The sequence below is a fragment of the Rothia sp. ND6WE1A genome (assembly GCF_001683935.1).
GTDB classification, from domain to species: Bacteria; Actinomycetota; Actinomycetes; order Actinomycetales; family Micrococcaceae; genus Rothia; species Rothia amarae.
This window is the reverse complement of the sequence record NZ_LXTU01000051.1, coordinates 38,747-59,766: the sequence shown is the minus strand read 5'-3', so window position 1 is coordinate 59,766 and position 21,020 is coordinate 38,747. Positions and strand designations below refer to the sequence as shown.

18 protein-coding genes are annotated in these 21,020 nt (G+C 48.8%); 15 read left to right on the top strand and 3 right to left on the bottom strand.

The window, feature by feature from the left end; all coding sequences use genetic code 11:
* Positions 1-11: 11 nt before the first annotated feature.
* From A7E48_RS06530 to A7E48_RS06485, 10 genes are all read left to right on the top strand, one after another.
* Positions 12-776 carry a 16S rRNA (uracil(1498)-N(3))-methyltransferase gene (locus A7E48_RS06530; RefSeq protein WP_068171118.1) on the top strand — a complete coding sequence of 255 codons (765 nt, stop codon included), beginning with the start codon at positions 12-14 and terminating at the stop codon, positions 774-776.
* Between the two features lie 94 nt (positions 777-870).
* Positions 871-1,965, top strand: coding sequence for a PhoH family protein (locus A7E48_RS06525; protein ID WP_068171116.1), 1,095 nt, complete (start codon positions 871-873; stop codon positions 1,963-1,965).
* Entirely contained in the window at positions 1,965-2,471 is a 507-nt protein-coding gene (gene ybeY / locus A7E48_RS06520) for an rRNA maturation RNase YbeY (RefSeq protein ID WP_068171113.1), read from the top strand. The genes A7E48_RS06525 and ybeY overlap by 1 nt, the downstream gene beginning before the upstream one ends.
* A 5-nt stretch (positions 2,472-2,476) precedes the next feature.
* Entirely contained in the window at positions 2,477-3,763 is a 1,287-nt protein-coding gene (locus tag A7E48_RS06515) for a hemolysin family protein (protein WP_068171110.1), read from the top strand.
* 103 nt (positions 3,764-3,866) lie between these two features.
* Positions 3,867-4,958 (top strand): GTPase Era, encoded by a 1,092-nt coding sequence (locus A7E48_RS06510; RefSeq protein ID WP_068171106.1) that lies wholly within the window; start codon positions 3,867-3,869, stop codon positions 4,956-4,958.
* 69 nt (positions 4,959-5,027) lie between these two features.
* The gene (locus A7E48_RS06505) at positions 5,028-6,503 is read left to right on the top strand and encodes an LCP family protein (RefSeq protein WP_233126011.1); all 1,476 of its coding nucleotides are present in this window, start codon (positions 5,028-5,030) and stop codon (positions 6,501-6,503) included.
* Positions 6,504-6,689: 186 nt separating this feature from the next.
* Positions 6,690-8,429 carry a 2-isopropylmalate synthase gene (gene leuA, locus A7E48_RS06500; protein WP_068171101.1) on the top strand — a complete coding sequence of 580 codons (1,740 nt, stop codon included), beginning with the start codon at positions 6,690-6,692 and terminating at the stop codon, positions 8,427-8,429.
* A gap of 77 nt (positions 8,430-8,506) precedes the next feature.
* Positions 8,507-9,274 carry a DNA repair protein RecO gene (gene recO, locus A7E48_RS06495; protein ID WP_068171098.1) on the top strand — a complete coding sequence of 256 codons (768 nt, stop codon included), beginning with the start codon at positions 8,507-8,509 and terminating at the stop codon, positions 9,272-9,274.
* Positions 9,274-10,065: an isoprenyl transferase gene (locus A7E48_RS06490; protein WP_068171096.1), complete on the top strand. Its 792-nt coding sequence runs from the start codon at positions 9,274-9,276 to the stop codon at positions 10,063-10,065. Before recO ends, A7E48_RS06490 begins: the two co-directional genes overlap by 1 nt.
* A 10-nt stretch (positions 10,066-10,075) precedes the next feature.
* Positions 10,076-11,161 carry a quinone-dependent dihydroorotate dehydrogenase gene (locus A7E48_RS06485; RefSeq protein ID WP_068171093.1) on the top strand — a complete coding sequence of 362 codons (1,086 nt, stop codon included), beginning with the start codon at positions 10,076-10,078 and terminating at the stop codon, positions 11,159-11,161.
* A gap of 45 nt (positions 11,162-11,206) precedes the next feature.
* Here A7E48_RS06485 and A7E48_RS06480 read toward each other — a convergent pair whose 3' ends face one another.
* Positions 11,207-11,791 carry a DUF3043 domain-containing protein gene (locus A7E48_RS06480; protein ID WP_068171090.1) on the bottom strand — a complete coding sequence of 195 codons (585 nt, stop codon included), beginning with the start codon at positions 11,789-11,791 and terminating at the stop codon, positions 11,207-11,209.
* Between the two features lie 99 nt (positions 11,792-11,890).
* On the opposite strand from A7E48_RS06480, the gene A7E48_RS06475 reads away from it, so the two are divergent.
* The 5 genes from A7E48_RS06475 (at position 11,891) to A7E48_RS06455 (ending at position 16,982) form a co-directional block, all read left to right on the top strand.
* Positions 11,891-13,294 (top strand): dipeptidase, encoded by a 1,404-nt coding sequence (locus tag A7E48_RS06475; RefSeq protein WP_068171088.1) that lies wholly within the window; start codon positions 11,891-11,893, stop codon positions 13,292-13,294.
* Positions 13,295-13,384: 90 nt separating this feature from the next.
* Positions 13,385-13,738, top strand: coding sequence for an iron-sulfur cluster assembly accessory protein (locus A7E48_RS06470; RefSeq protein ID WP_068171084.1), 354 nt, complete (start codon positions 13,385-13,387; stop codon positions 13,736-13,738).
* Between the two features lie 222 nt (positions 13,739-13,960).
* Positions 13,961-14,824, top strand: a complete 864-nt coding sequence (coxB, locus tag A7E48_RS06465; protein ID WP_068171081.1) for a cytochrome c oxidase subunit II — start codon at positions 13,961-13,963, stop codon at positions 14,822-14,824.
* Between the two features lie 10 nt (positions 14,825-14,834).
* Positions 14,835-16,565, top strand: a complete 1,731-nt coding sequence (gene ctaD, locus A7E48_RS06460) for a cytochrome c oxidase subunit I (protein ID WP_068171076.1) — start codon at positions 14,835-14,837, stop codon at positions 16,563-16,565.
* Positions 16,566-16,577: 12 nt separating this feature from the next.
* On the top strand, positions 16,578-16,982 hold the full coding sequence (locus A7E48_RS06455; RefSeq protein ID WP_068171075.1) for a cytochrome c oxidase subunit 4: 405 nt from the start codon (positions 16,578-16,580) through the stop codon (positions 16,980-16,982).
* A gap of 1,240 nt (positions 16,983-18,222) precedes the next feature.
* On the opposite strand, the gene A7E48_RS06445 is transcribed toward A7E48_RS06455, so the two are convergent.
* Positions 18,223-19,887, bottom strand: coding sequence for a cytochrome bc complex cytochrome b subunit (locus A7E48_RS06445; protein WP_141669395.1), 1,665 nt, complete (start codon positions 19,885-19,887; stop codon positions 18,223-18,225).
* Positions 19,887-20,981, bottom strand: coding sequence for a ubiquinol-cytochrome c reductase iron-sulfur subunit (locus A7E48_RS06440; protein WP_068171066.1), 1,095 nt, complete (start codon positions 20,979-20,981; stop codon positions 19,887-19,889). The genes A7E48_RS06445 and A7E48_RS06440 overlap by 1 nt, the downstream gene beginning before the upstream one ends.
* Positions 20,982-21,020 lie beyond the last annotated feature (39 nt).

Below are 21,020 nucleotides of genomic sequence, written 5' to 3'. Positions count from 1 at the left end.
GTGATTTTATAATGTCTGCACCTATTTTCTATCTTGTGGAGGGGGAGCTAGACGACGTCGCCGTGGGTGATGTAGTTGATGTGCAGGGGACCGAAGGTCACCATGCGCGAAATGTTAAACGTCTTCAGCTGACTGAAAAGATTGATCTCTCTGATGGAGAAGGTAAGCGGCTGCGCGGGGAAGTGGTTGAACTTCTTGACGATGGTCTAAGGGTTAAGGTTCGCCAAATTCAGTCTGCCCATGCAGGTACTGAGTTTATTGTGGTGCAGGCATTAGCTAAGAATGATCGTGACATTCTGGGGATTGAGACTGCTACTGAACTTGGAGTTTCAGGTGTCATCCCGTGGTTTGCTGATCGTTCGATTGTGCGGTGGAAAAAGGAACGATTGCCTAAGCACCATGCCAAGTGGAAAAATACTGTGGTTGCGGCCGCAAAGCAGTCGAGAAGTGCTCTTATTCCCACGGTTTTTGATCTTCACTCTTCAGCAGATTTAGCTGAGGTTTTTGAAGAGGACAGCGCAGTTGGTGCCACCGTTTTGATTTTGCATGAATCTGCCGAGCAGAAATTGAGTGAGCTTCTGAAAGCTCAGAAATCTGAGCTGACTGGATCGGTCTATATAGTGGTTGGTCCAGAAGGAGGAATTTCGCCTCGTGAGGTAGAGCTGTTTACTTCGGTTGGAGCGCATACGGTGCTTCTGGGGAATGAAGTATTGCGTTCTTCTACAGCTGGGTCTTCAGCCCTTGTCGTCCTCAAAACGTTACTTGGGCAGTGGTAGAAAATTCACTCCAAGGTTCTGTTTTATTAGGACACCACCAGATAATCTGAACATAACAAACTTCAAGGAGCTCTGATTAGGCCTTAGGCCGTGTATGAACAGCCAGAATTCGGGCGCAACTCGTCCGTTGTCCGTAGCAAGAACTTTCACTTTTTCCTCGCGTGAGCAAATGGTGACAGTATTAGGTCCATCCGATTCCAGTATTTCGCTTATTGAGTCGAATTTTCCCTCGGTGACTGTTCGTCCTCGCGATGTAGAAGTGGTGGTGACTGGTCCATCTGAGCCGGTAGGGGCGACTATTCGCTTACTGAGCGAGCTGGCGCGGTTGGCATCTCAGGGTGTTCCCCTCGGTCAAGAGACTGTTTCGCGTGTTATAACGATGCTCAATTCTGAATTGGCGCAGCCTGCGGCAGCGATGAGCCAGAATATTTTGAGCTCTCGGGGAAAGAGCATTCGTCCTAAAACTATTAACCAGAAAAACTATGTCGATAGTATCGATGACCACACGGTAGTTTTTGGCATTGGACCAGCAGGTACCGGTAAAACGTACCTTGCAATGGCCAAAGCAGTGCATGCTCTTCAAGCGAAGGAAGTTAACCGAATTATCCTGACCCGTCCTGCTGTTGAGGCGGGGGAGCGTTTAGGATTTCTTCCTGGATCTCTGAACGAAAAAATCGATCCATATTTGCGGCCGCTGTATGATGCCCTTCACGACATGATGGATCCTGAATCAATTCCTAAGTTGATGGAAGCTGGAACCATTGAAGTTGCACCGCTTGCATATATGCGCGGACGTACTCTCAACGATGCTTTTATCATTTTGGACGAAGCGCAGAACACCACGGTGGAGCAGATGAAGATGTTCCTTACTCGATTGGGGTTCGGTGCAAAAATGGTGATTACCGGTGACGTTACTCAGATTGACCTCCCCAATGGTCAGGCATCGGGGTTGAAGCAGGTTCGAAATATCCTGCAGGATGTCGAAGATATATCTTTCTGTCTTCTCGAAGCTACCGACATCGTCCGGCATTCTTTGGTCTCCGATATCGTGTCCGCATACGACCGGTGGGATGAGGACAAGACGGCGATGGAACGCAAACGTAATCGTAAAGTCAAACGGCAAACGATAGAAGCGGCAGCGGAAAAACTTCTGGAGAAATCAGGGATTGATGTGGGGGATCAAAGCTAATGGCTGTTGATTTTGAGATTGAAGAAGTCTCAGAGGGTGAATCTCCCGCCGTCCAGAAAGCATTTGCTGCATTTGATCCAGCTGTGATTGAAGACCTAGTAGATGCCGCTTTCAAATATATGAAGGTAAGTAGCTCGACCGAGCTGTCGATTGCGGTGGTCGGTGTTGAGGAGATGGAACGTATTCACCTGGAATGGATGAATCTTCCAGGGCCTACCGACGTCATGTCATTCCCCATGGATGAGCTTGAACCAGGAACGGACGAAGAACCCACAGAGGGCGTGCTGGGGGATATTATTCTGTGTCCGGCAGTTGCAGCAGAACAAGCTGAAAATGCTGGTCATAGCACTCTCGATGAATACTGCCTTTTAACAGTGCACGGAATCTTGCATTGCCTGGGATTCGATCATGCTACAGCAGAAGAAGAAGCTGAAATGTTCGGGATTCAGCGCACTATTTTAGAGCAGTTCTTGGGGCGGGCTGCTCCTGTTGAGACGAGGTTCTAACGCCTATGGTGATTGTCAGTCTTATTTTTGCAACCCTGCTCTTACTCGTAGTGGGTTACATTCTTGCTGCCACCGAATCAGCTTTCACCTATATTCCGCATAGTGAGTTGGATAATTTGGTGGAGAGCGGTAAACGCTCTCGGTTGAACATTATTATCGCGAATATTGATCAGTACATGTTCTCGCTTCGATTGTGGAGCGCGTTCGTAGATACCTTGGCGATTCTTGGTTTCTACTCGCTGATGCTAGTCATCTCGTCTTCGACAGTGGTGGCAATTCTAATCACTGCAGTGGTAATGACGTGTATTAGTTATGTATTTTTCGCTTATTACCCCCGGCGCTCGGGTCGAGCACGACCCCTGCATTTTGTTAAAAATTATGCTTCTCTGACTTATTTCCTTACTAAGATCCTGGGTCCTTTGCCTCAGGCAGTCGTCAAGCCTAAGGATGAGTCAGGGCAGGAGGCGAATTCTTCGGCTGGATACTTCACCGAAGAAGAAATTTTGGAGTTCGTTGATCGGGCGAGTTCACAAGATGTCATTGAGGACGACGAAGCTCAGATGGTGCAGTCTATCTTCGAGCTGGGCGACACCCGGATTAAATCCGTAATGGTTCCCCGCACAGATATGGTGACCATTGATGCTGACGAGACGGTTGATAACGCCGTCAATCTTTTCCTGCGCTCGGGGTATTCACGCATTCCTGTCTTGGGCGATGATTTCGATGACATTCGAGGCGTCCTTTACTTCAAAGACTTAATGCAAAATGTTGTAGATTCAGGAATGATTCAAAGCGAATTGAATCTAGAGACGTTAATCCGCCCCGGTCGCTTTGAACCTGAATCTAAGAAAGTTCTGGATTTATTGCGAGAAATGCAGCGGGAATCAACCCATGTTGCCATGGTGATTGATGAGTACGGAGGGACCGCCGGTCTGGTGACTCTGGAGGATCTCATTGAAGAATTGGTCGGGGATATCGCCGATGAGTACGACAATGAGAAGCCAGAAATCAAGGTACAGGACGACGGCACCTTCAAAATCAGTTCCCGTTTGAGCGTTGAGGAATTAGGCGAGTTCTTTGGCGAAGATTTAGAAGAAGAGGATGTAGATACTGTAGGTGGTCTTATGTCTAAGCACCTGGGTCGAGTGCCTATTGTGGGTAGCGAAATTTCGGTATCAGGTATCCATATTCGGGCTATCGGAACTAGCGGACGCCGTAATCAGATTGCAACGCTCTTAGTCTGGACCGATGAGAAAGCACATACAGGTAGCGTCGCGGTTGATTCTGAGTAAATCTTCAAAATCTACTGAATAGTGAATACGGGCACGTCGACAAGCGACGTGCCCGTCTTTTTTACCCTGTAAAGTGGTGTAAACATTCTCAGGAGGAGTTTAAGTGGATTTATTTGATTTTCCCGACGACTATTCAGCGGGCTTCGCTGTCCTGGTAGGTCGCCCCAATGCCGGCAAATCGACCCTTACCAACGCTCTCGTCGGTCAGAAAATTGCGATCACTTCAAATCGTCCGCAGACTACGCGTCACACGATTCGCGGTATCGTCCATCGTGAAAAATTCCAGTTGGTGCTGGTGGATACTCCGGGGTTGCACCGTCCGCGTACTCTGTTGGGTGAACGACTCAACGATATGGTGGCAGAAACGCTTTCAGAGGTCGACGTCGTAGGTTTTTGTATCCCTGCAAATGAGAAGATTGGCCCAGGTGACCGATACATCGCCCAGCAAATTGCTGCTTCAGGAAACCGTCCTGTGGTTGCTATTGTGACCAAAGCGGATACTGTTTCTCAGCAGGAACTAGCCGAGCAGCTCATTGCTGTACATCAGCTAGGTGAAGAAGTAATGAGCGCTGAACGCGCAGCACGCACCGAACGTAAGCAACGCCAAAATACTTCTTCAAAAAAGAAAAATCAGGATAAGGCATTTCAAAAGGGTACTGGCCCTGCAGCGCAGCGCAAAAAGCAGTCTGCAACTCAAGCTCCGGCAGCTAATGACGGACGCGGTGGCTGGGCAGATATTATTCCAGTTTCTGCCGTCAAAGACTTCCAGGTGGAGGAAGTAAGCAATCTGTTGGCAACCTTCCTCCCGGATTCCCCTCCTCTCTACCCAGAGGGCGAACTCACCGATGAGCCCGAGGTAACTCTGGTGGCCGAACTTGTGCGCGAAGCAGCTCTCGAAGGGGTCAGAGACGAACTGCCTCACTCGGTTGCTGTCACCGTTGAAGAAATGAATCTGCGCGAGGGCCGCTCTGAAGATAACCCCTTGCTAGATATTCACGTTAATTTGTTTGTGGAAAGATCTTCACAAAAGGCAATCATTATCGGTAAAAATGGTTCTCGCTTGCGCGAAATCGGTTCTCAGTCCCGCAAAAATATCGAGGCTCTACTGGGTACAAAGGTCTATCTAGATATCCATGTGAAAGTGGCTAAAGACTGGCAACGTGACCCGCGTGCACTTGGTCGTTTAGGATTTTAAATTCGACCTTTGAGTTACCCCTTCCGTTTATCATCCCCCGTACCGCCAGCAGATGAAAGAGAGTAATCAGTGGCAGAATCTGTGAATCCTGACTCCTCAACGTCTCGTCTAAGAAGCTTTGGACGCCACATGCGCCAGCACCCCGTGCGTTCCAAGAAGTACAAATGGATAGCGCTCTCTTGCGTGGGACTACTCCTTTTGATGGTTGGTATTGCCGGGGTTTCTTTCGTTCGTCTGCGGACCAATATTCAAACAGATACACTCAATCTTGGAAGCGCTCAAAACGCTAATTTAGAAGACGGTCCCTTGGATATTTTGGTGGTCGGTTCCGATACACGTTCAGGTTCCAACTCGAATTATGGGGATGAGAACGATGCCGCCTCTGGGGCACGAGCTGATGTCATCATGCTGGTACAAATCAGTCAAGATCATCAGAACGTTTCGGTATTGTCCTTCCCCCGCGACCTCATTGTAGATATTCCCGCTTGTAAGGCTCAGGACGGAACCGAATACGCCGAGGCGAAAGATACTCAGATTAATGAGTCGTTGTCCCATGGCGGCCCTGGTTGCACTGTTGCCACGATTAGTTCAATTACCGGCGTCAATATTGATCACTTTATGCTGGTTGATTTTAACGCCGTAAAAGCGCTATCGAATGTTATCGGTGGCGTAGATGTGTGTGTTACTCAAGCAATTGACGATTCATACTCCGGTCTCAATATACCCGCAGGCAATTCTTCGGTGCAGGGCGAACAGGCTCTGGCGTTCCTCCGGTCCCGGCATGGGTTTGGCGATGGTAGCGATACCAGCCGCATCGCAGCCCAGCAAAGTTTCTTAGCTTCTATGTTCAGAAAGGTCAAAGCGGAGGGAACTCTTTCTAACCCATCACAACTAATGAACATCGCAGAAGCTGTCACTCAGAATGTAACCGTCGACCAGGGTCTCACTAATCCCGCCACGCTGGTTGATTTGGGAACCATGGTCTCCGATATCGATCTTAGCCAGATTGTTTTCGCTACAGTTCCGCATGAACCGTACACATACAACGAGAACAAATTGCAGATTTCCGATTCTGCGCAGGCGATCTTTGAGAAGTTACGGCAGGATCAGTCATTGCGAGTAGAGGCAGAGCCATCAACCAGTGCTTCGCCTGCGGCATCGGCTTCAGAAACTGCTCAAGAACTTCTTCTTTCTGCACCCGTAGAGGTGCTTAATGGTTCTGGATCTATTCAACAGGGTAAGCATGTAGCTTCTTTGCTTGAACAGGAAAAGTTCACCAACGTTACTGCGCAGAATGACACGAGCAGTTATGCCAGCTCCGCCGTCATCTATCCCGAAGGATACGAACAAGAGGCGAAGAAAATAGCAGACAAGTTGGGCATCACTGAGGCCCGCGTTTCAACCAGTTATGCAGCCATTACCGTGCTCGTAGGTGAAGACTTCAAGGACGGCGATGCGGTAGCTCAGAAGGAAAGCAAAATTGCCGGTGAAGCACAGGGGCAGACAGCTGACCAGGTGAAATGTCAGCAATCATTTCAATATTAAGCTAGATCAAGGGTTGATTCCATATGGTGGAATCAACCCTTGAGTATTAGCTGGGTCATATGGGACACGTGATATTTTCACTAAATGATTTTGTTTAAAGGCTGCACTGATTCAAACGCCTAGTTTGACTCCATTTTCTCCTTTTCAAGAAGCAATCATGTTTTCTCTAGAGCAAGGGTAAATATCGTGAAAAATTTGCAGAAACCATCTTCAATGCCGGTTCACAAATACCGTCCGTATTCAGAGCAAATTGATATTCAGCTCGAGAACCGTACATGGCCCAACAAGACCATCACGAAAGCTCCACGATGGTGCGCGGTAGATCTTCGCGACGGAAACCAGGCTCTCATTGATCCCATGGATTCTGAGCGTAAACTCGCTATGTTCAAGCTTCTGGTCGGAATGGGTTACAAGGAAATTGAAGTGGGATTCCCTTCGGCGTCCGCTACTGATTTCAATTTTGTACGCACACTGGTTGAAGAGAACCATATTCCTGACGATGTCACCATCCAAGTTTTGGTTCAGTGCCGTGAGCACCTCATTGAAAAAACCTTTGAATCTATCCAGGGTGCAAAGAATGCGATTGTGCATTTCTATAATTCAACCTCTGTATTACAGCGAGAGGTCGTCTTCAATAAGGATGAAGACGGGATTTTGGATATCGCGCTCACCGGAGCACGGCTTTGCAAGAAATATGAGGAACAGCTGGCGGGGGATGCGAACATCACCTATGAGTATTCCCCTGAGTCATACACCGGAACCGAGCTGGAGTTCGCCGTCCGGGTCTGTAACGCCGTCACAGACGAACTGGAAATTGGTCCAGGTCGGGAAGTTATTATTAACCTCCCCGCCACTGTCGAGATGGCGACTCCTAATGTCTATGCCGATTCCATAGAATGGATGAACCGGCACCTGACCAATCGTGAGCACATCATTCTTTCACTGCACCCTCATAATGACCGCGGCACCGGCGTCGCAGCGGCTGAATTGGGTTATCTTGCGGGCGCAGACAGGATTGAAGGTTGTCTCTTTGGCAATGGTGAGCGCACGGGGAATGTCGATTTGGTGACGCTGGGACTAAATATGCTGACTCAGGGTGTTGACCCGGAAATTAACTTCTCTGATATTGATGAGATTCGTCGAACGGTTGAGTATTGTAATCAGCTACCTGTTCACGAGCGTTCACCCTATGGTGGCGACTTAGTTTTTACAGCTTTTTCTGGTTCCCATCAGGACGCTATCAAAAAGGGTTTCGACTCTATGGAACGTCGTGCGCGAGAAGCCGGTAAGAGTATTGACGATTTAGAGTGGGGCGTACCCTATTTGCCGTTGGATCCTCGCGACGTGGGGCGCAATTACGAAGCTGTCATTAGGGTTAACTCGCAGTCCGGCAAGGGCGGAGTTTCCTATCTTTTGAAGAAAGATTATGGTCTGGATTTGCCTCGACGCGCGAAGATTGAGTTCTCTGGAGCTATTCAGGCGCGCACAGATGCCCAGGGCGGAGAAGTAACCAGTGAGAATTTATGGAAAGTCTTTGCTGATGAATATCTTCCTGCGGAGGATCCTGAGCATCGCTGGGGTAGGTTCCGTTTGGAATCTATCAATGTGGATTCGCAAGAGGGCGGGGCAACCAAGCTTAAGGTTCTCTTAAATGTGGATGGCCGTCGTTTCGAGAAGACGGCAACGGGGTCTGGCCCTATTGATGCCATGCAGTCGGTATTCCACTCTGAAGGTATCGATATTCGTTTGCTCGATTATTCAGAGCATACGCTTTCTTCTAATTCCAATGCCCGAGCTGCAAGCTATATTGAAGCAGCAGTGGGTAGCAGAGTGTTGTGGGGGATTGGTATTGATTCCTCCACAACCTGGGCATCTTTGAAGGCTTTGACGTCTGCGGTCAACAGAGCGCTTCGAGATAGCAAGTAGCTTGTTAGTGGGGGCAAGGATAGGGTTTCCTTGCCCCCGTAGTTTTCTCCACTTTTTGAATATGTGATGATATAAGAGTGAGTTCATCAGCTAGTTCTAAAATAATTTTTGATCAAGCCATAGTCTTACGCGGTCAAAAATTGGGGGATGCAGACAAGATTGTTATCTTGCTGACGAGAAACCACGGGATTGTTCATGCCGTTGCTAAAGGTGCTCGCAAAACTACCTCAAAATTTGGGGGACGGTTAGAACCTTTTATGCTGGTGGATGTTTCTCTTACGGCGGGTAAAAACCTTTATACGCTGACGCAGGTTCAAACGGTGCGGGCTTATACTTCGCCCATCATGAGTGATTACTCAGCTTACCTTGCAGGATTAGCACTTATTGAGTTAACAGAAAGCTTAGGAAAATTTGAAGAGGGTGAAAGTTCAAACCAGCTGTTCGTGATGCTTGCTGGGGCTTTGTCTTCGCTCTCTAGTCAGCGTCTGAGACCCTTAGATATTGTGAATGCTTATTTTCTACGCGCCATCTCTTTAGCAGGTTGGGGAATGAACCCTACTGTCTGTTCCCACTGTGGGTCCTCAGAGAATCTTCGCTGGTTTTCGGCAGAAGCCGGATTGCTATGCGAAAATTGTGGAAGGTTAGAAGTGCTCAATGTTAGCAAACCGGTCAGCGAAGAAACGTGGCATTATTTATCTGATGTGTTCTTGGGCCGGTGGGAGAGCGTTACGGCTATCTCATCCCAGCATTCTGCAAAAATAGCATATGGATTAATCTCTACTTTCGTGCATTGGCAGTTGGAGAAACCCCTCAAATCATTGGCTTTGATAGAAAAGGAATTTTGATGCCTGTTGCTCCTGATCCGCATCCTAGCGGAGCAAGGCCCCCTGCTATTCCTGCCCAGTTTGTACCCCGGCATGTCGCTGTAGTGATGGATGGGAATGGGCGATGGGCTAATGAACGCGGGCTACCTCGTAACGAGGGGCATAAAGCGGGGGAGAAGTCCCTTGTCGATGTCGTCGCTGGTGCCATCGAGATGGGCATTCCCTATGTTTCTGCCTACGCTTTTTCCACGGAAAATTGGAAGCGTAGCATGGATGAAGTCAGTTTCATTATGCGTTTTACCACCGAGGTTCTCACGCGTCAGCTGGAAACATTACAGGCATGGGGGGTGCGTGTGCTCTGGGCAGGGCGAAAGCCTAAGCTCTGGAACTCTGTGATTAAGCAGCTGCAGTACTGCGAAGAACAGACAAAGAACAATACGGTGTGTACCCTCGTCATGTGCGTCAACTACGGTGGGCGCGCGGAAATTGCAGACGCCACAGCCCGCATCGCGGCTGAAGTTGCAGCTGGAAAACTGAAACCGTCCTCTATCTCCGAAAAAACTATCGAAAAATACCTGTACAACCCCGAGGTTCCCGACGTCGATCTTTTCCTTCGTTCCTCGGGGGAGTTGCGAACATCTAATTTCTTACTCTGGGAAAGCGCTTATGCGGAGCTAGTTTTCCTTGATGTTTTGTGGCCTGACGTCGACCGTCGAACTCTATGGGACGCCGTTGAAGTGTACGCCCGTCGAGATAGACGGTATGGCGGTGCCGTCGATAAGATTTCTTCCCATTCATCACACCAACAGTAGAGAGCTTTCCATGAAAATCTATCCCATACTTTTCAAGCTTGTTTTTAAACCGATGGATGCAGAGCTAGCGCACAAGATTGGGTTTAAGGGTATTCAACTCTTGCGTGCTAGCAAACTGACTCCCGTTGCACGCAAATTTCTATTACCCGATGCTCTGCTACGCACCGAAGCTATGGGGCTAACTTTTCCCTCGCCTTTTGGAATCGCAGCAGGTTTTGATAAAGAGGGATCGTGCATCAATGCCCTGGGAGATTTGGGCTTTGGACATGTGGAAATCGGTACTGTGACTGCGCAAGGGCAACCCGGTAACCCTAAGCCCCGTCTCTTTCGTTTGGTTGAAGACTTCGCAGTCATTAACCGCATGGGATTTAATAACGAGGGAGCCGCAAAGGTTGGGCCTCGTCTTGCCGCCGCTCGCGCAGATTTTGAAACTGAGTTCAGTTTCTCGTCTTCAGCTCGCCCAATCATCGGCGTCAATATTGGAAAAACAAAGGTGGTCGAGTTAGAGGATGCCGCTGAAGATTACCGAATTTCTACTATGACCTTGGCTCCGCAAGCAGATTACATGGTTGTCAATGTGAGCTCTCCTAATACTCCCGGTCTTCGGTCGCTTCAATCAGTGGAGACTCTTCGCCCTTTGTTGCAGACTGTACAGGAAGCAGCGGTCTTGGCTGAGCCAAATCGGTATGTACCGCTTTTGGTGAAGATTGCTCCCGACCTTGCGGACGATGAAATCCTTGAAATTGCAGATTTGGCAGTCGAATTAGGACTTGATGGAATCATCGCTACCAACACTACTATTGCGCGTGACGGCTTGGGTCTACAGTCTGATGCTCAAAAGGTGAGCGAAATCGGTGCTGGAGGACTTTCGGGTGCGCCCTTAAAGAATCGCTCGCTTGAAGTATTGCGGCTCTTAAAAGAACACGTGGGAGAGAAACTCACTCTGGTTTCCGTGGGTGGGGTGACTACTGCCGGCGATGTAAAAGAGCGTCTCGATGCTGGGGCAACTCTTGTTCAGGGGTATACAGCTTTCCTGTATGAAGGACCACTATGGGCAGCACGAATCAATCGGGAGCTGAAAAAGCTTCTTAAATAGAAAAATGGTGGAGTGTTCTAGAACACTCCACCATTTTTATTGGACTTAGCTGGGGTATTGACCGCGCTTCACCTGAGGCTTAGGAAGTCGAATTCGACGAATCATCATGGCACGGTTAATGGCGTAGATTGTAGAGCCTGGTTCGACTTGTCCAAACTTAGCCAGAAGCTTCTTTTTCAGACCTCGCCACATGAACCACAGGTCCAAAGCGAGGAGAGCGATGAAAATCCACATGAGGGTTACAGTGACCAACTGAATGGACTGGATGAAGATGCCCGCCACAAAAATTAGAAGAAGAGCGATAATCATGAAATCGCCGACGTTAAACCGGGCGTCGACGTAATCGCGAATATATCTGCGCTGAGGTCCCTTGTCCTTAAGCGGTAAATGCTTTTCATCGCCAGTTTGCATGGCAATGTTTTCTTTCATTCGCTGCTCGCGCAATGCAGCCCGGTTGGCTTCTTTGGCTGCTTTTCGGTCAGCAGGTACCAGGGGCTGACGCCGCGCCTGTTGTTGTTGCTTGCGAGAAGGCGTGGGTTTCCCCTTGGGAGCGGTGTAATTCGGAGCATGGTGTTCTTCCTGAGGTTCAGGAGTTACAGTAGCTTCATTCACCACAGAATCTGCTCGCACAGAACCTGATGTACTTCGAGAATCTTTTTTACGTCCAATCACCTGTTAAGAATATCGAACAAAAGGTGGTTCTACTCAATCCATCGTAAGGTTATGTATATGAATACTGATACTCCAGAATATTTCTCGCATTTTGAAGCGCTTGACCATGCTGTAAACGCAAAGTTTGATTCCGCCGTGGAACAGCTAACTGAGCTGGTAGCTATTCCGTCCATTGCATGGGAAGCTTTCGATTTATCGCAGGTTCACAAGAGTGCAGAAAAAGTAGCTTCATTAGCTCAGCACGTGGGTTTTGACTCGGTTGAAATCTTGACTGCTTCCTACGGGGAAAATCAAGATAAACAGGGTATGCCAGCAGTCGTTGCTCGCAAAGAAGCTGAAGCGGGTTACCCCACTATTTTGCTGTATGCGCATCACGATGTGCAGCCAGTGGGAGATTTAGCTGAGTGGAATACTGAACCCTTTACTGCCACAGTGCAGGGGGACAGGCTCTTTGGTCGCGGCGCAGCAGATGACAAAGCTGGTGTTTTAGCTCATCTCACGGCATTTTCGGTAGTAAAAGATGTGTTGGGTGAGGATTTCAAGGCTGGCGTTACTCTTTTTATTGAAGGCGAGGAAGAAGCAGGATCGCCGAGTTTTGGGCAATTCCTTAAAACTTACAAAGAGAAACTTAAAGCAGATGCAATTGTCGTAGCCGATTCGTCCAACTGGAAAGCAGGAGTACCTGCGCTCACAACCGGTCTGAGAGGATTAGCCAGCGGAGTTGTGAATGTACGCGTGGGAGATCATGCGGTGCACTCCGGCATGTTTGGCGGACCTATGATTGATGCACCCACAGCCTTAGTACGACTTCTTGCTTCGCTTCATAACGATAAAGGTGCAGTAGCAGTTGAGGGTTTAATACATGCACCTGAACCTGAGGTTGAATATGAGGAAGCAGATTTCCGAGCTGATTCCGGAATGCTAGATAATGTACAACTGGCGGGGGAGGGAAGCATCTCTTCTCGCCTTTGGGCACAACCGGCCATCAGCATTATCGGCATGGACATCACCCCCATAGCCGAATCTTCTAACACTATTTCAGTCCAGAATAGCGCCAAGCTCAGTGTGCGTTTGGCTCCTGGGCAAAATCCTCAGCAGGCCCATGAAGCTATCGAGGCACACCTTCACAAGCACTCCCCATGGGGAGTTGAAGTAAGTTACACAGCCGAAGACTCCGGCCAACCATTCTCCGCAGATACTTCAGAGAGCAGTATCCAAATTGCTCTTTCTGCCATGGAAAAGGCGTGGGGAATTGCTCCGGTGCAAACAGGTTTAGGTGGGTCTATTCCCTTCATTGCAGACCTCAAGGAAGAGTTCCCCGATGCTCATATTCTCATTACAGGCATTGAAGATCCAGATACGAGGGCTCACAGCGCTAACGAATCCCTCTACATCCCCGATTTCAAGCGAGCAATCCTTGCAGAAGCCCTCATGGTTACCAAATTCTGCGAAAAGAAATAGTATGGGGAATAAAGCTTCGGTATAGAACGGTTCACTTAACTAGAGAAAAATTCTCTGGAACCATTTTCTCAAGACTTTAAGGACAAAAAGATGACTGAAACAGCGACTGAAACCACAACCCACGGCGTTCAGCTTACCGACACTGCAGCTCAGAAGGTTCGTGCACTTTTAGAGCAGGAGGGGCGCACCGATTTGCGCCTGCGCGTTGCAGTACAGCCCGGTGGTTGCTCTGGCTTGATTTACCAGCTGTACTTTGATGAGCGCAAGCTCGATGGCGATGCAGTCCGCGATTTCGACGGAGTTGAAGTCATTGTTGATCGCATGAGCGTTCCCTACCTAGATGGTTCTACTATCGATTTCGAAGACACCATTGAAAAGCAGGGCTTCTCCATTGATAACCCCAATGCACAGGGATCATGTGCTTGTGGCGATTCATTCCACTAAACAAAATCTATGACTATATTTAGGGCGTTCCATCCTTCTCGATGGAACGTCCCATTTTTTCTCAATATTTTGCGAAATAGTTAAGAAATAGCCGTAACTTCGCTGACATAGTGTCAGCAGAATGCACTATCAAGAGGTAAGCTCATATAGAAAGATTTATGTCGCATTCTGTCCACACACTGAATCGACCTAACACGCACACCGCTAAAGGAAGGGCCGTCTGTGAGTTCGCAGCATCGAACCGGCAGCCGCAAGCTGAAGGGTCTGGCATTGGCCGGAGTGGCTTCAGTTTCAGCACTGTTGATGACCGGTTGTTCGGAAGAAGCCAAGCTGGGCTGGTTGCCTACAAAGCGTGGAATTACTGACAACGCTGACACCATCATGGATCTTTGGATTGGTTCATGGGTAGCAGCGCTGGTTGTTGGCTTGATTACCTGGGGTCTTATGCTCTGGTGTATCATTGCCTACCGCCGTCGTAAGAACGATGTTGGTTATCCTCGTCAGCTGAGCTATCACGCTCCTCTGGAAATCTTCTACACCATCATCCCCATCATCGCTATTGTTAGCCTTTTCAGCTTCTCTGACCGTGCTGAGCGCGAAATCACCGCTCCTAAGTCTGAGACTGCTGACGTAAGCATTGAAGTTTATGGCAAGCAGTGGGCATGGGACTTCAACTACCTCGACAAGAATGTTTATTCTTCCGGTGTTCAAGCACAGCTTGACGGTCAAGAAGGTCATGAAGAAACCCTTCCTACTCTTTACCTACCCGTAGACTCCACCGTTGATTTACAGCTGAAATCACGCGATGTTATTCACTCTTTCTGGGTTCCTGCTTTCCTTGAGAAGCGCGATACTATTCCCGGTCAGACTAACCACATGTACTTCAAGACCGGTTCTGAAACCGGTACCTATGCAGGTAAATGTGCAGAGCTTTGCGGTGAGTACCACTCAGAAATGCTTTTCAACGTTAAGGTTGTAACTCAGGAAGAGTACGACGCTTACACTCAGAAGCTTGCGGATGAAGGTAACGACGGCCGTCTCGGCGACGAATACAACCGTAACCCTAACCAAAACGAATCACAGTAGGAGGTGACCCGTGACTACTCTCGAGTATTCAGCAGACTCAGCAACTCAGGTTGCTCCTCGGGTTGTGCCTAAGTCAAAAGGACGCATCGTCGTCAATTGGCTAACCACTACCGATCACAAAACAATCGGGTATATGTACCTGATTTCTTGCTTTATTTTCTTCTGCATCGCGGGCATTATGGCTTTGCTCATGCGCATGGAGCTCTTTGAGCCCGGTATGCAGGTGCTACAGACTAAGGAACAGTTCAACCAGCTTTTCACCATGCACGGCACTTTGATGTTGCTGATGTTTGGTACCCCTGCATTTACTGGTTTTGCTAACGTTTTGATTCCCCTTCAGATTGGCGCTCCTGACGTTGCGTTCCCTCGTTTGAACGCTTTGGCTTTCTGGTTCTTCCTCTTTGGTTCTCTGGTTGCCCTTGCAGGCTTCTTGACCCCTCAGGGTGCTGCATCCTTCGGTTGGTTTGCTTATGCCCCATTGAATAGCACTACCTATTCACCTAGCGTAGGTGGAGATCTCTGGGTCTTCGGTCTAGCTTTGCAGGGATTCGGTACCATCATGGGTGGCGTAAACTTCATTACCACCATCTTGTGCATGCGTGCTCCCGGTATGACTATGTGGCGTATGCCCATCTTTACCTGGACGACCTTGATTACCGCCATCCTCATCATCATGATCTTCCCTCCCTTGGCTTCAGCACTGTTTGCTTTGGGTATGGATCGTCGTTTGGGCGGACACATCTTTGATCCTGAAAATGGCGGCGCTATTCTCTGGCAGCACCTTTTCTGGTTCTTCGGTCACCCTGAGGTTTATGTTCTAGCACTGCCTTTCTTCGGTGTTGTTTCGGAAATCATTCCTGTGTTCTCACGTAAGCCGATTTTCGGTTACAAGGGTTTGGTTTTCGCTACCATCGCTATTGCGGCACTTTCCGTAACAGTGTGGGCACACCACATGTATGTAACCGGCGCAGTTATGTTGCCCTTCTTCTCGTTCATGACCATGTTGATTGGCATTCCTACGGGTATGAAGTTCTTCAACTGGATTGGTACCATGTGGCAGGGTTCGCTTACCTTCGAAACACCTTTGATTTGGGTTATGGGATTCCTCGTCACCTTCCTCTTCGGTGGCTTGACTGGTGTTATCTTGGCAACCCCTCCGCTTGACTTCCACGTATCTGACTCATACTTCGTGGTAGCTCACTTCCACTACGTCATTTTCGGTACCGTAGTCTTCTCCATGTTCGCTGGCTTCTACTTCTGGTGGCCCAAGTGGACTGGCAAGATGCTCAACGAACGTCTAGGTAAGATTCACTTCTGGTTGCTGTTCTTCGGCTTCCACATGACCTTCCTGATTCAGCACTGGTTGGGTGTTGAAGGTATGCCCCGTCGTTACGCTGACTACATGCCAGAAGACGGTTTCACCTGGATGAACCAGCTCTCAACCGTAGGCTCAATGTTGCTCGCAATCTCGATGATTCCCTTCTTGTGGAACGTCTACGTGACTGCGCGCTACGGCAAGAAGGTTGAAGTTGACGATCCTTGGGGCTTCGGCGGTTCACTTGAATGGGCGACTTCTTGCCCTCCTCCGCGTCACAACTTCACCGTTCTACCGCGTATCCGTTCCGAGCGTCCTGCACTGGATCTACATCACCCCGAACTGTCCACCAACTACAGTGTTGCGGCAGCAGCTCGCCAGGTATCTGAGCAAGCGCAGACCACAGTTGGCTCAGTAAAGCGATAGGGAGTAGCTACTATGAAAATTCTTGGACAGCTTTTCCTTGGCTTGGGTATCTTCCTCGTACCGGTTGGAATTGTGTACGGTTTGATGACGCAATTTACAGACTGGGCTGGATTCCCCGCAATCTTAGCTACCGCCGTGATGTGTTTCTTTTTGGCATTCTTTTTGATGTTTACCGATAAGAAGCACCCTCACCAGCCGAACGAAAACCTTGAAGGCGAAATTGCCGATACCACCGGTGACTACGGTTTCTATTCACCGTGGTCTTGGTGGCCGCTGATGATTGGTCTCGTTTGCGCAATCCTGGTAACGGGTTTGGCAATGTGGCAGGTATGGGTAATTACCCTTGCTATTCCTCTTGCAATTCTTGCTTGCGTTGGCTGGGTATATGAATACAACCGTGGCGATCACGCTCACTAACATATAACCGCCAAGAAAGGGCAGTAGATTCATTTGAATCTACTGCCCTTTTTCTACGCGTATTTCAATAACTCCCTGACAACTTCGTGTGCGGTTTTCTCTAGCCTCAACTGACATAGGAAACTCATATAAATACCCATCTCCTGAACCACGTGAGCAAAACATTCATTCAACGACGAGGCAAAACTAACCAACTGCGCGATACGAACATCAAACGCTAGATGCGAAGCATCTTTGAAATTCTTCACTACTATACTATTTATAATCCTTGAACTGGTTTGCACTCCCATACCCGTCATAAAACGAATCACCCTCGATAAAAAATTCCCTTTAGCCAAGGAAAGCCCCTTAGCTACGGAAACGCTATGTTGCACAAGAATAGCCTCATGCTGAGCTGCCCATGCTGAAATACTTCTTGAAGCGCTATAGACCAGTTCAAGGTGCGTGGGAATTTACGGGAGGCAATCATCTAAACGTACCGGACATCTGCTTACGCTCCGCCTTACCGAAAATCATCGACTCTGCTACCTAGAGTCAGATTTACGGTTACGCCTGCTTCTTCAAGCCTTTGAATTTCGCAGGTTGCGCTTCTGAAGTAACCGATAGAGTTTCGAAACTCGCAACCCGTCTTTCATTAGCCCTGATGCGAGAACAGTCCACTGCTTGTCGATAGAAGCTTCTGGATAGATACTGCCTGTTACGGCGCTAAGAAGAAGATAGGCCCATCTCAGGCCCCTTTACTGAGTAGAGGAGATGGGACCCACCTAATATCAGCGACCTTTTGCCCCTAGGCAGACTATAAGTATGAATCAGATGTATCATTCTCTGCCAACTACGACATCAAACGTGGACAGGAGCAAACCTATCTAAACTTTAAATTTCGGTGAAAAGGTAAAAAGTATAGAAGATAACCATGCTTGACCGTCAACTAAGTCCCCTCTGCATCAGCGAAGAATAAAAATCTTTTTTAAGGAAACTAGATTCGCCGGGAAGACATCTCCGTAAGCGCATATGGCGTTTTAAGAAAATATAATTATAGAAATGATGAGAAGAATAGTTAGCATCTCATCGCCCCGCAGAGCTGCGTTTATACGGCTTGAAAGCTATTTTCATATGAACAGTCTTTGCACATAACCAGATGGCTAATAACCTAACTCGATATTTAAGGGCACACCGTTTCAAGAAGCTAGACATACTAAAAGCCCCTCTCCAAGAGGAGAGGGGCTTTTAGAATATCGATTTAGTGAATTTCCTTGGTATCAGAAGCTGCTACAGATCCATGGTTTTCATCACGGGCATGATGCGCTGCTTCAAGTTCCGCAGGAGTTACAGAAACAACTCGATCCTGGAACCAAATCTTCGAAAGACCCGCACGAGTCTTTTCGGCGAAGGAAATCTTACCCTTCTTATTTGGCTGAGCCGGCAGGGGAGCAGGTGACTCAAAGTTCACTAGCTTGTATCGACGGTACTCATCTAGAGGCTTGTGAACCTCGATGAATTCACCGTGAGGAAGCTGAACAACCTGACCGGATTCAATACCGTGGAGCACAAGCTCGCGGTCCTTACGCTGCAAAGCAAGGCATACGCGCTGAGTGACAAAGAAACCGACCAAAGGACCAAGAATCAGCGAAGCACGAAGCCAGTAAGCGACGTCGTTCAGTGATAGATGGAAGTGTGTTGCAATGAGGTCAGAGCTAGCCGCTACCATCAATGTGCCGTAAGCAATGATTCCCGCTACACCTACACCAGTGCGGTAGGGAGCATTGCGAGGACGATCAAGGATGTGATGTTCGCGGTTGTCTTTGGTAACCCAACGCTCAAGCCAAGGCCAGATGAACATTGCCATGATGATGAGTCCCGCAGGAATCAACGGTCCTAGAACACTGAACACCCAGGTACCGCCTAGAACGTTGAATTCCCAGTGCCAAGGCCATGCGCCAGGCATCAAACGCAATGCACCATCGCCAAATCCGACGTACCAGTCAGGCTGGGTACCAGCCTGAACGGGGGAGGGATCATAAGGGCCATAATTCCAGATTGCGTTAATGGTGAAGGTCGAAGCCAAGAAGGCGATGATACCGAAAACGATAAAGAAGAAACCGCCAGCTTTAGCTGCATACACAGGACCAACAGGGAAACCAACCACATTACCCTCAGTGCGACCAGGTCCGGGGTACTGAGTGTGCTTGTGAACAACGACCATGAACAAGTGGATTGCAACACAAAGAAGAATCAGTGCAGGAACAATCATGATATGCATGGAGTACAAACGACCGATGAGCTGCTCACCGGGGAATTCTCCACCGAAGAAGAAGAGAGAAAGGTAAGTTCCTACCAACGGTAGAGCCTTCATGATTCCGTCAACAATGCGCAGACCGTTACCGGACAGGACGTCGTCGGGGAGGGAGTAACCGGTGAAGCCAGCAGCAATACCCAAGATAAATAATACGCAACCTACTACCCAGTTAAGTTCACGGGGGCGACGGAATGCGCCAGTGAAGAACACACGGAGCATGTGGATGGTCAATGCCAACATGAACATAAGAGCTGCCCAGTGATGAATCTGACGAAGAAGTAGACCACCGCGGACATCAAACGAAATGTGTAGCGTTGATGCATAAGCCACAGACATCTCGGTGCCCTTCATAGGCACATAAGAACCATCATATGCAACGGGTGCCATCGAAGGGTTGAACCACAGCGTAAGGAAGGTACCCGAAAGAATCAGGATAACCAAGCTGTAAAGAGCTACTTCACCGAACATGAAAGTCCAGTGGTCGGGGAAAATCTTTCGACCGAATTCCTTGATGATTCCAGACAAACCTACACGGCTATCAACAAAGTTTGCGATACGCCCGGTTGATGTCTTTGCCTGGTAATCAGTTTCAACAGTTGTGTGTGACATTATTTTGTCTCACCTGCCATCTCTTTTACGTGTTTGCCACGTTCCCAGTAAGCAGGGCCAACAGGTTCGTGGAAGTCGCTCTGAGCTACCAGGTAGCCTTCTGAGTCAACAGCGATGGGAAGCTGAGGCAGAGCGTGACCAGCAGGTCCGAAAACTACCTTGCATTCATCAGCCGCGTCAAAGGTTGACTGGTGGCAAGGGCAGAGCAAATGGTGGGTTCGCTGCTCATACAGAGCAATGGGGCAACCAACGTGGGTGCAAACTTTGGAGTAAGCAATAATGCCGTCAACGTTCCAGTCTTCACGACCGGCTGATACCTTGAGGTCACTGGGATCTAAACGCATCAAGAGAACAACAGCTTTAGCCTTTTCGTTCAGGTAACCCTGATCGTGGCTGAGCGATGAAAGGTTCTCAGGAAGTACGTGGTAAGCGGAACCTAAAGTAACGTCTGAAGCCTTGATAGGAGTACCAGAAGGGTCACGCACCAGGCGTACTCCCTTGTCCCACATCGTGTGCTTCAATACTGAAGGATCAGCAGGACCCAAGTCGCGCAAGAAGGTGACAAAAGTCAGAGGAGCGAGGATAACTGAACCAATCAAGGTATTGCGCAAGAGCGGACGGCGCTTAATGCCGGACTCTGCAATAATAGTTTCAACAATCTCCTGTGCTTCTGCACGATCTGCTTCAGCAGAAACCGCGTGACGGTATTCAACCATCTCGTGATCAGGCATGAGGGTACGAGCCCAATGCACAACGCCGATGCCGATGCCGAACATCGAGAATGCAATTCCCAAACCAAGTAGAAGGTTTTGCAAACGAAGCGCGTTCGTGGGCTCGGGATTCATTACATCGTAATATTCGCCCCCAATTTTAATACCGAAATAAGCTACCCAGAACAAAATCGCGCCAAGAATGGAAATCACAAACAGGAGTGAAACCTGTCGCTCTGCGGACTTTGCCTTATGGGGATCCACGTCAGTAAGGCGTGGTGCATGAGGAGGTAGCCCCGGGTTGGGGAATGTCTCCTTGCCTTCCTCATGAGAGGTAACTACGACTGAGGATGTCTTCCTAGCGTCGTCACTATGGTTGCCCATGTGTTGCCTCAAATCTTCCTAATACGAAAACTAATGTGT

What these genes read in the sequence shown, in the direction of transcription:
- A7E48_RS06445 (WP_141669395.1), bottom strand. Translation starts at nt 19,887, where the DNA reads ATGTCACACACAACTGTTGAAACTGATTACCAGGCAAAGACATCAACC.
- A7E48_RS06515 (WP_068171110.1), top strand. Translation starts at nt 2,477, where the DNA reads ATGGTGATTGTCAGTCTTATTTTTGCAACCCTGCTCTTACTCGTAGTG.
- A7E48_RS06485 (WP_068171093.1), top strand. Translation starts at nt 10,076, where the DNA reads ATGAAAATCTATCCCATACTTTTCAAGCTTGTTTTTAAACCGATGGAT.
- A7E48_RS06440 (WP_068171066.1), bottom strand. Translation starts at nt 20,981, where the DNA reads ATGGGCAACCATAGTGACGACGCTAGGAAGACATCCTCAGTCGTAGTT.
- A7E48_RS06475 (WP_068171088.1), top strand. Translation starts at nt 11,891, where the DNA reads ATGAATACTGATACTCCAGAATATTTCTCGCATTTTGAAGCGCTTGAC.
- A7E48_RS06525 (WP_068171116.1), top strand. Translation starts at nt 871, where the DNA reads ATGAACAGCCAGAATTCGGGCGCAACTCGTCCGTTGTCCGTAGCAAGA.
- A7E48_RS06470 (WP_068171084.1), top strand. Translation starts at nt 13,385, where the DNA reads ATGACTGAAACAGCGACTGAAACCACAACCCACGGCGTTCAGCTTACC.
- A7E48_RS06530 (WP_068171118.1), top strand. Translation starts at nt 12, where the DNA reads ATGTCTGCACCTATTTTCTATCTTGTGGAGGGGGAGCTAGACGACGTC.
- A7E48_RS06490 (WP_068171096.1), top strand. Translation starts at nt 9,274, where the DNA reads ATGCCTGTTGCTCCTGATCCGCATCCTAGCGGAGCAAGGCCCCCTGCT.
- A7E48_RS06455 (WP_068171075.1), top strand. Translation starts at nt 16,578, where the DNA reads ATGAAAATTCTTGGACAGCTTTTCCTTGGCTTGGGTATCTTCCTCGTA.
- ybeY (WP_068171113.1), top strand. Translation starts at nt 1,965, where the DNA reads ATGGCTGTTGATTTTGAGATTGAAGAAGTCTCAGAGGGTGAATCTCCC.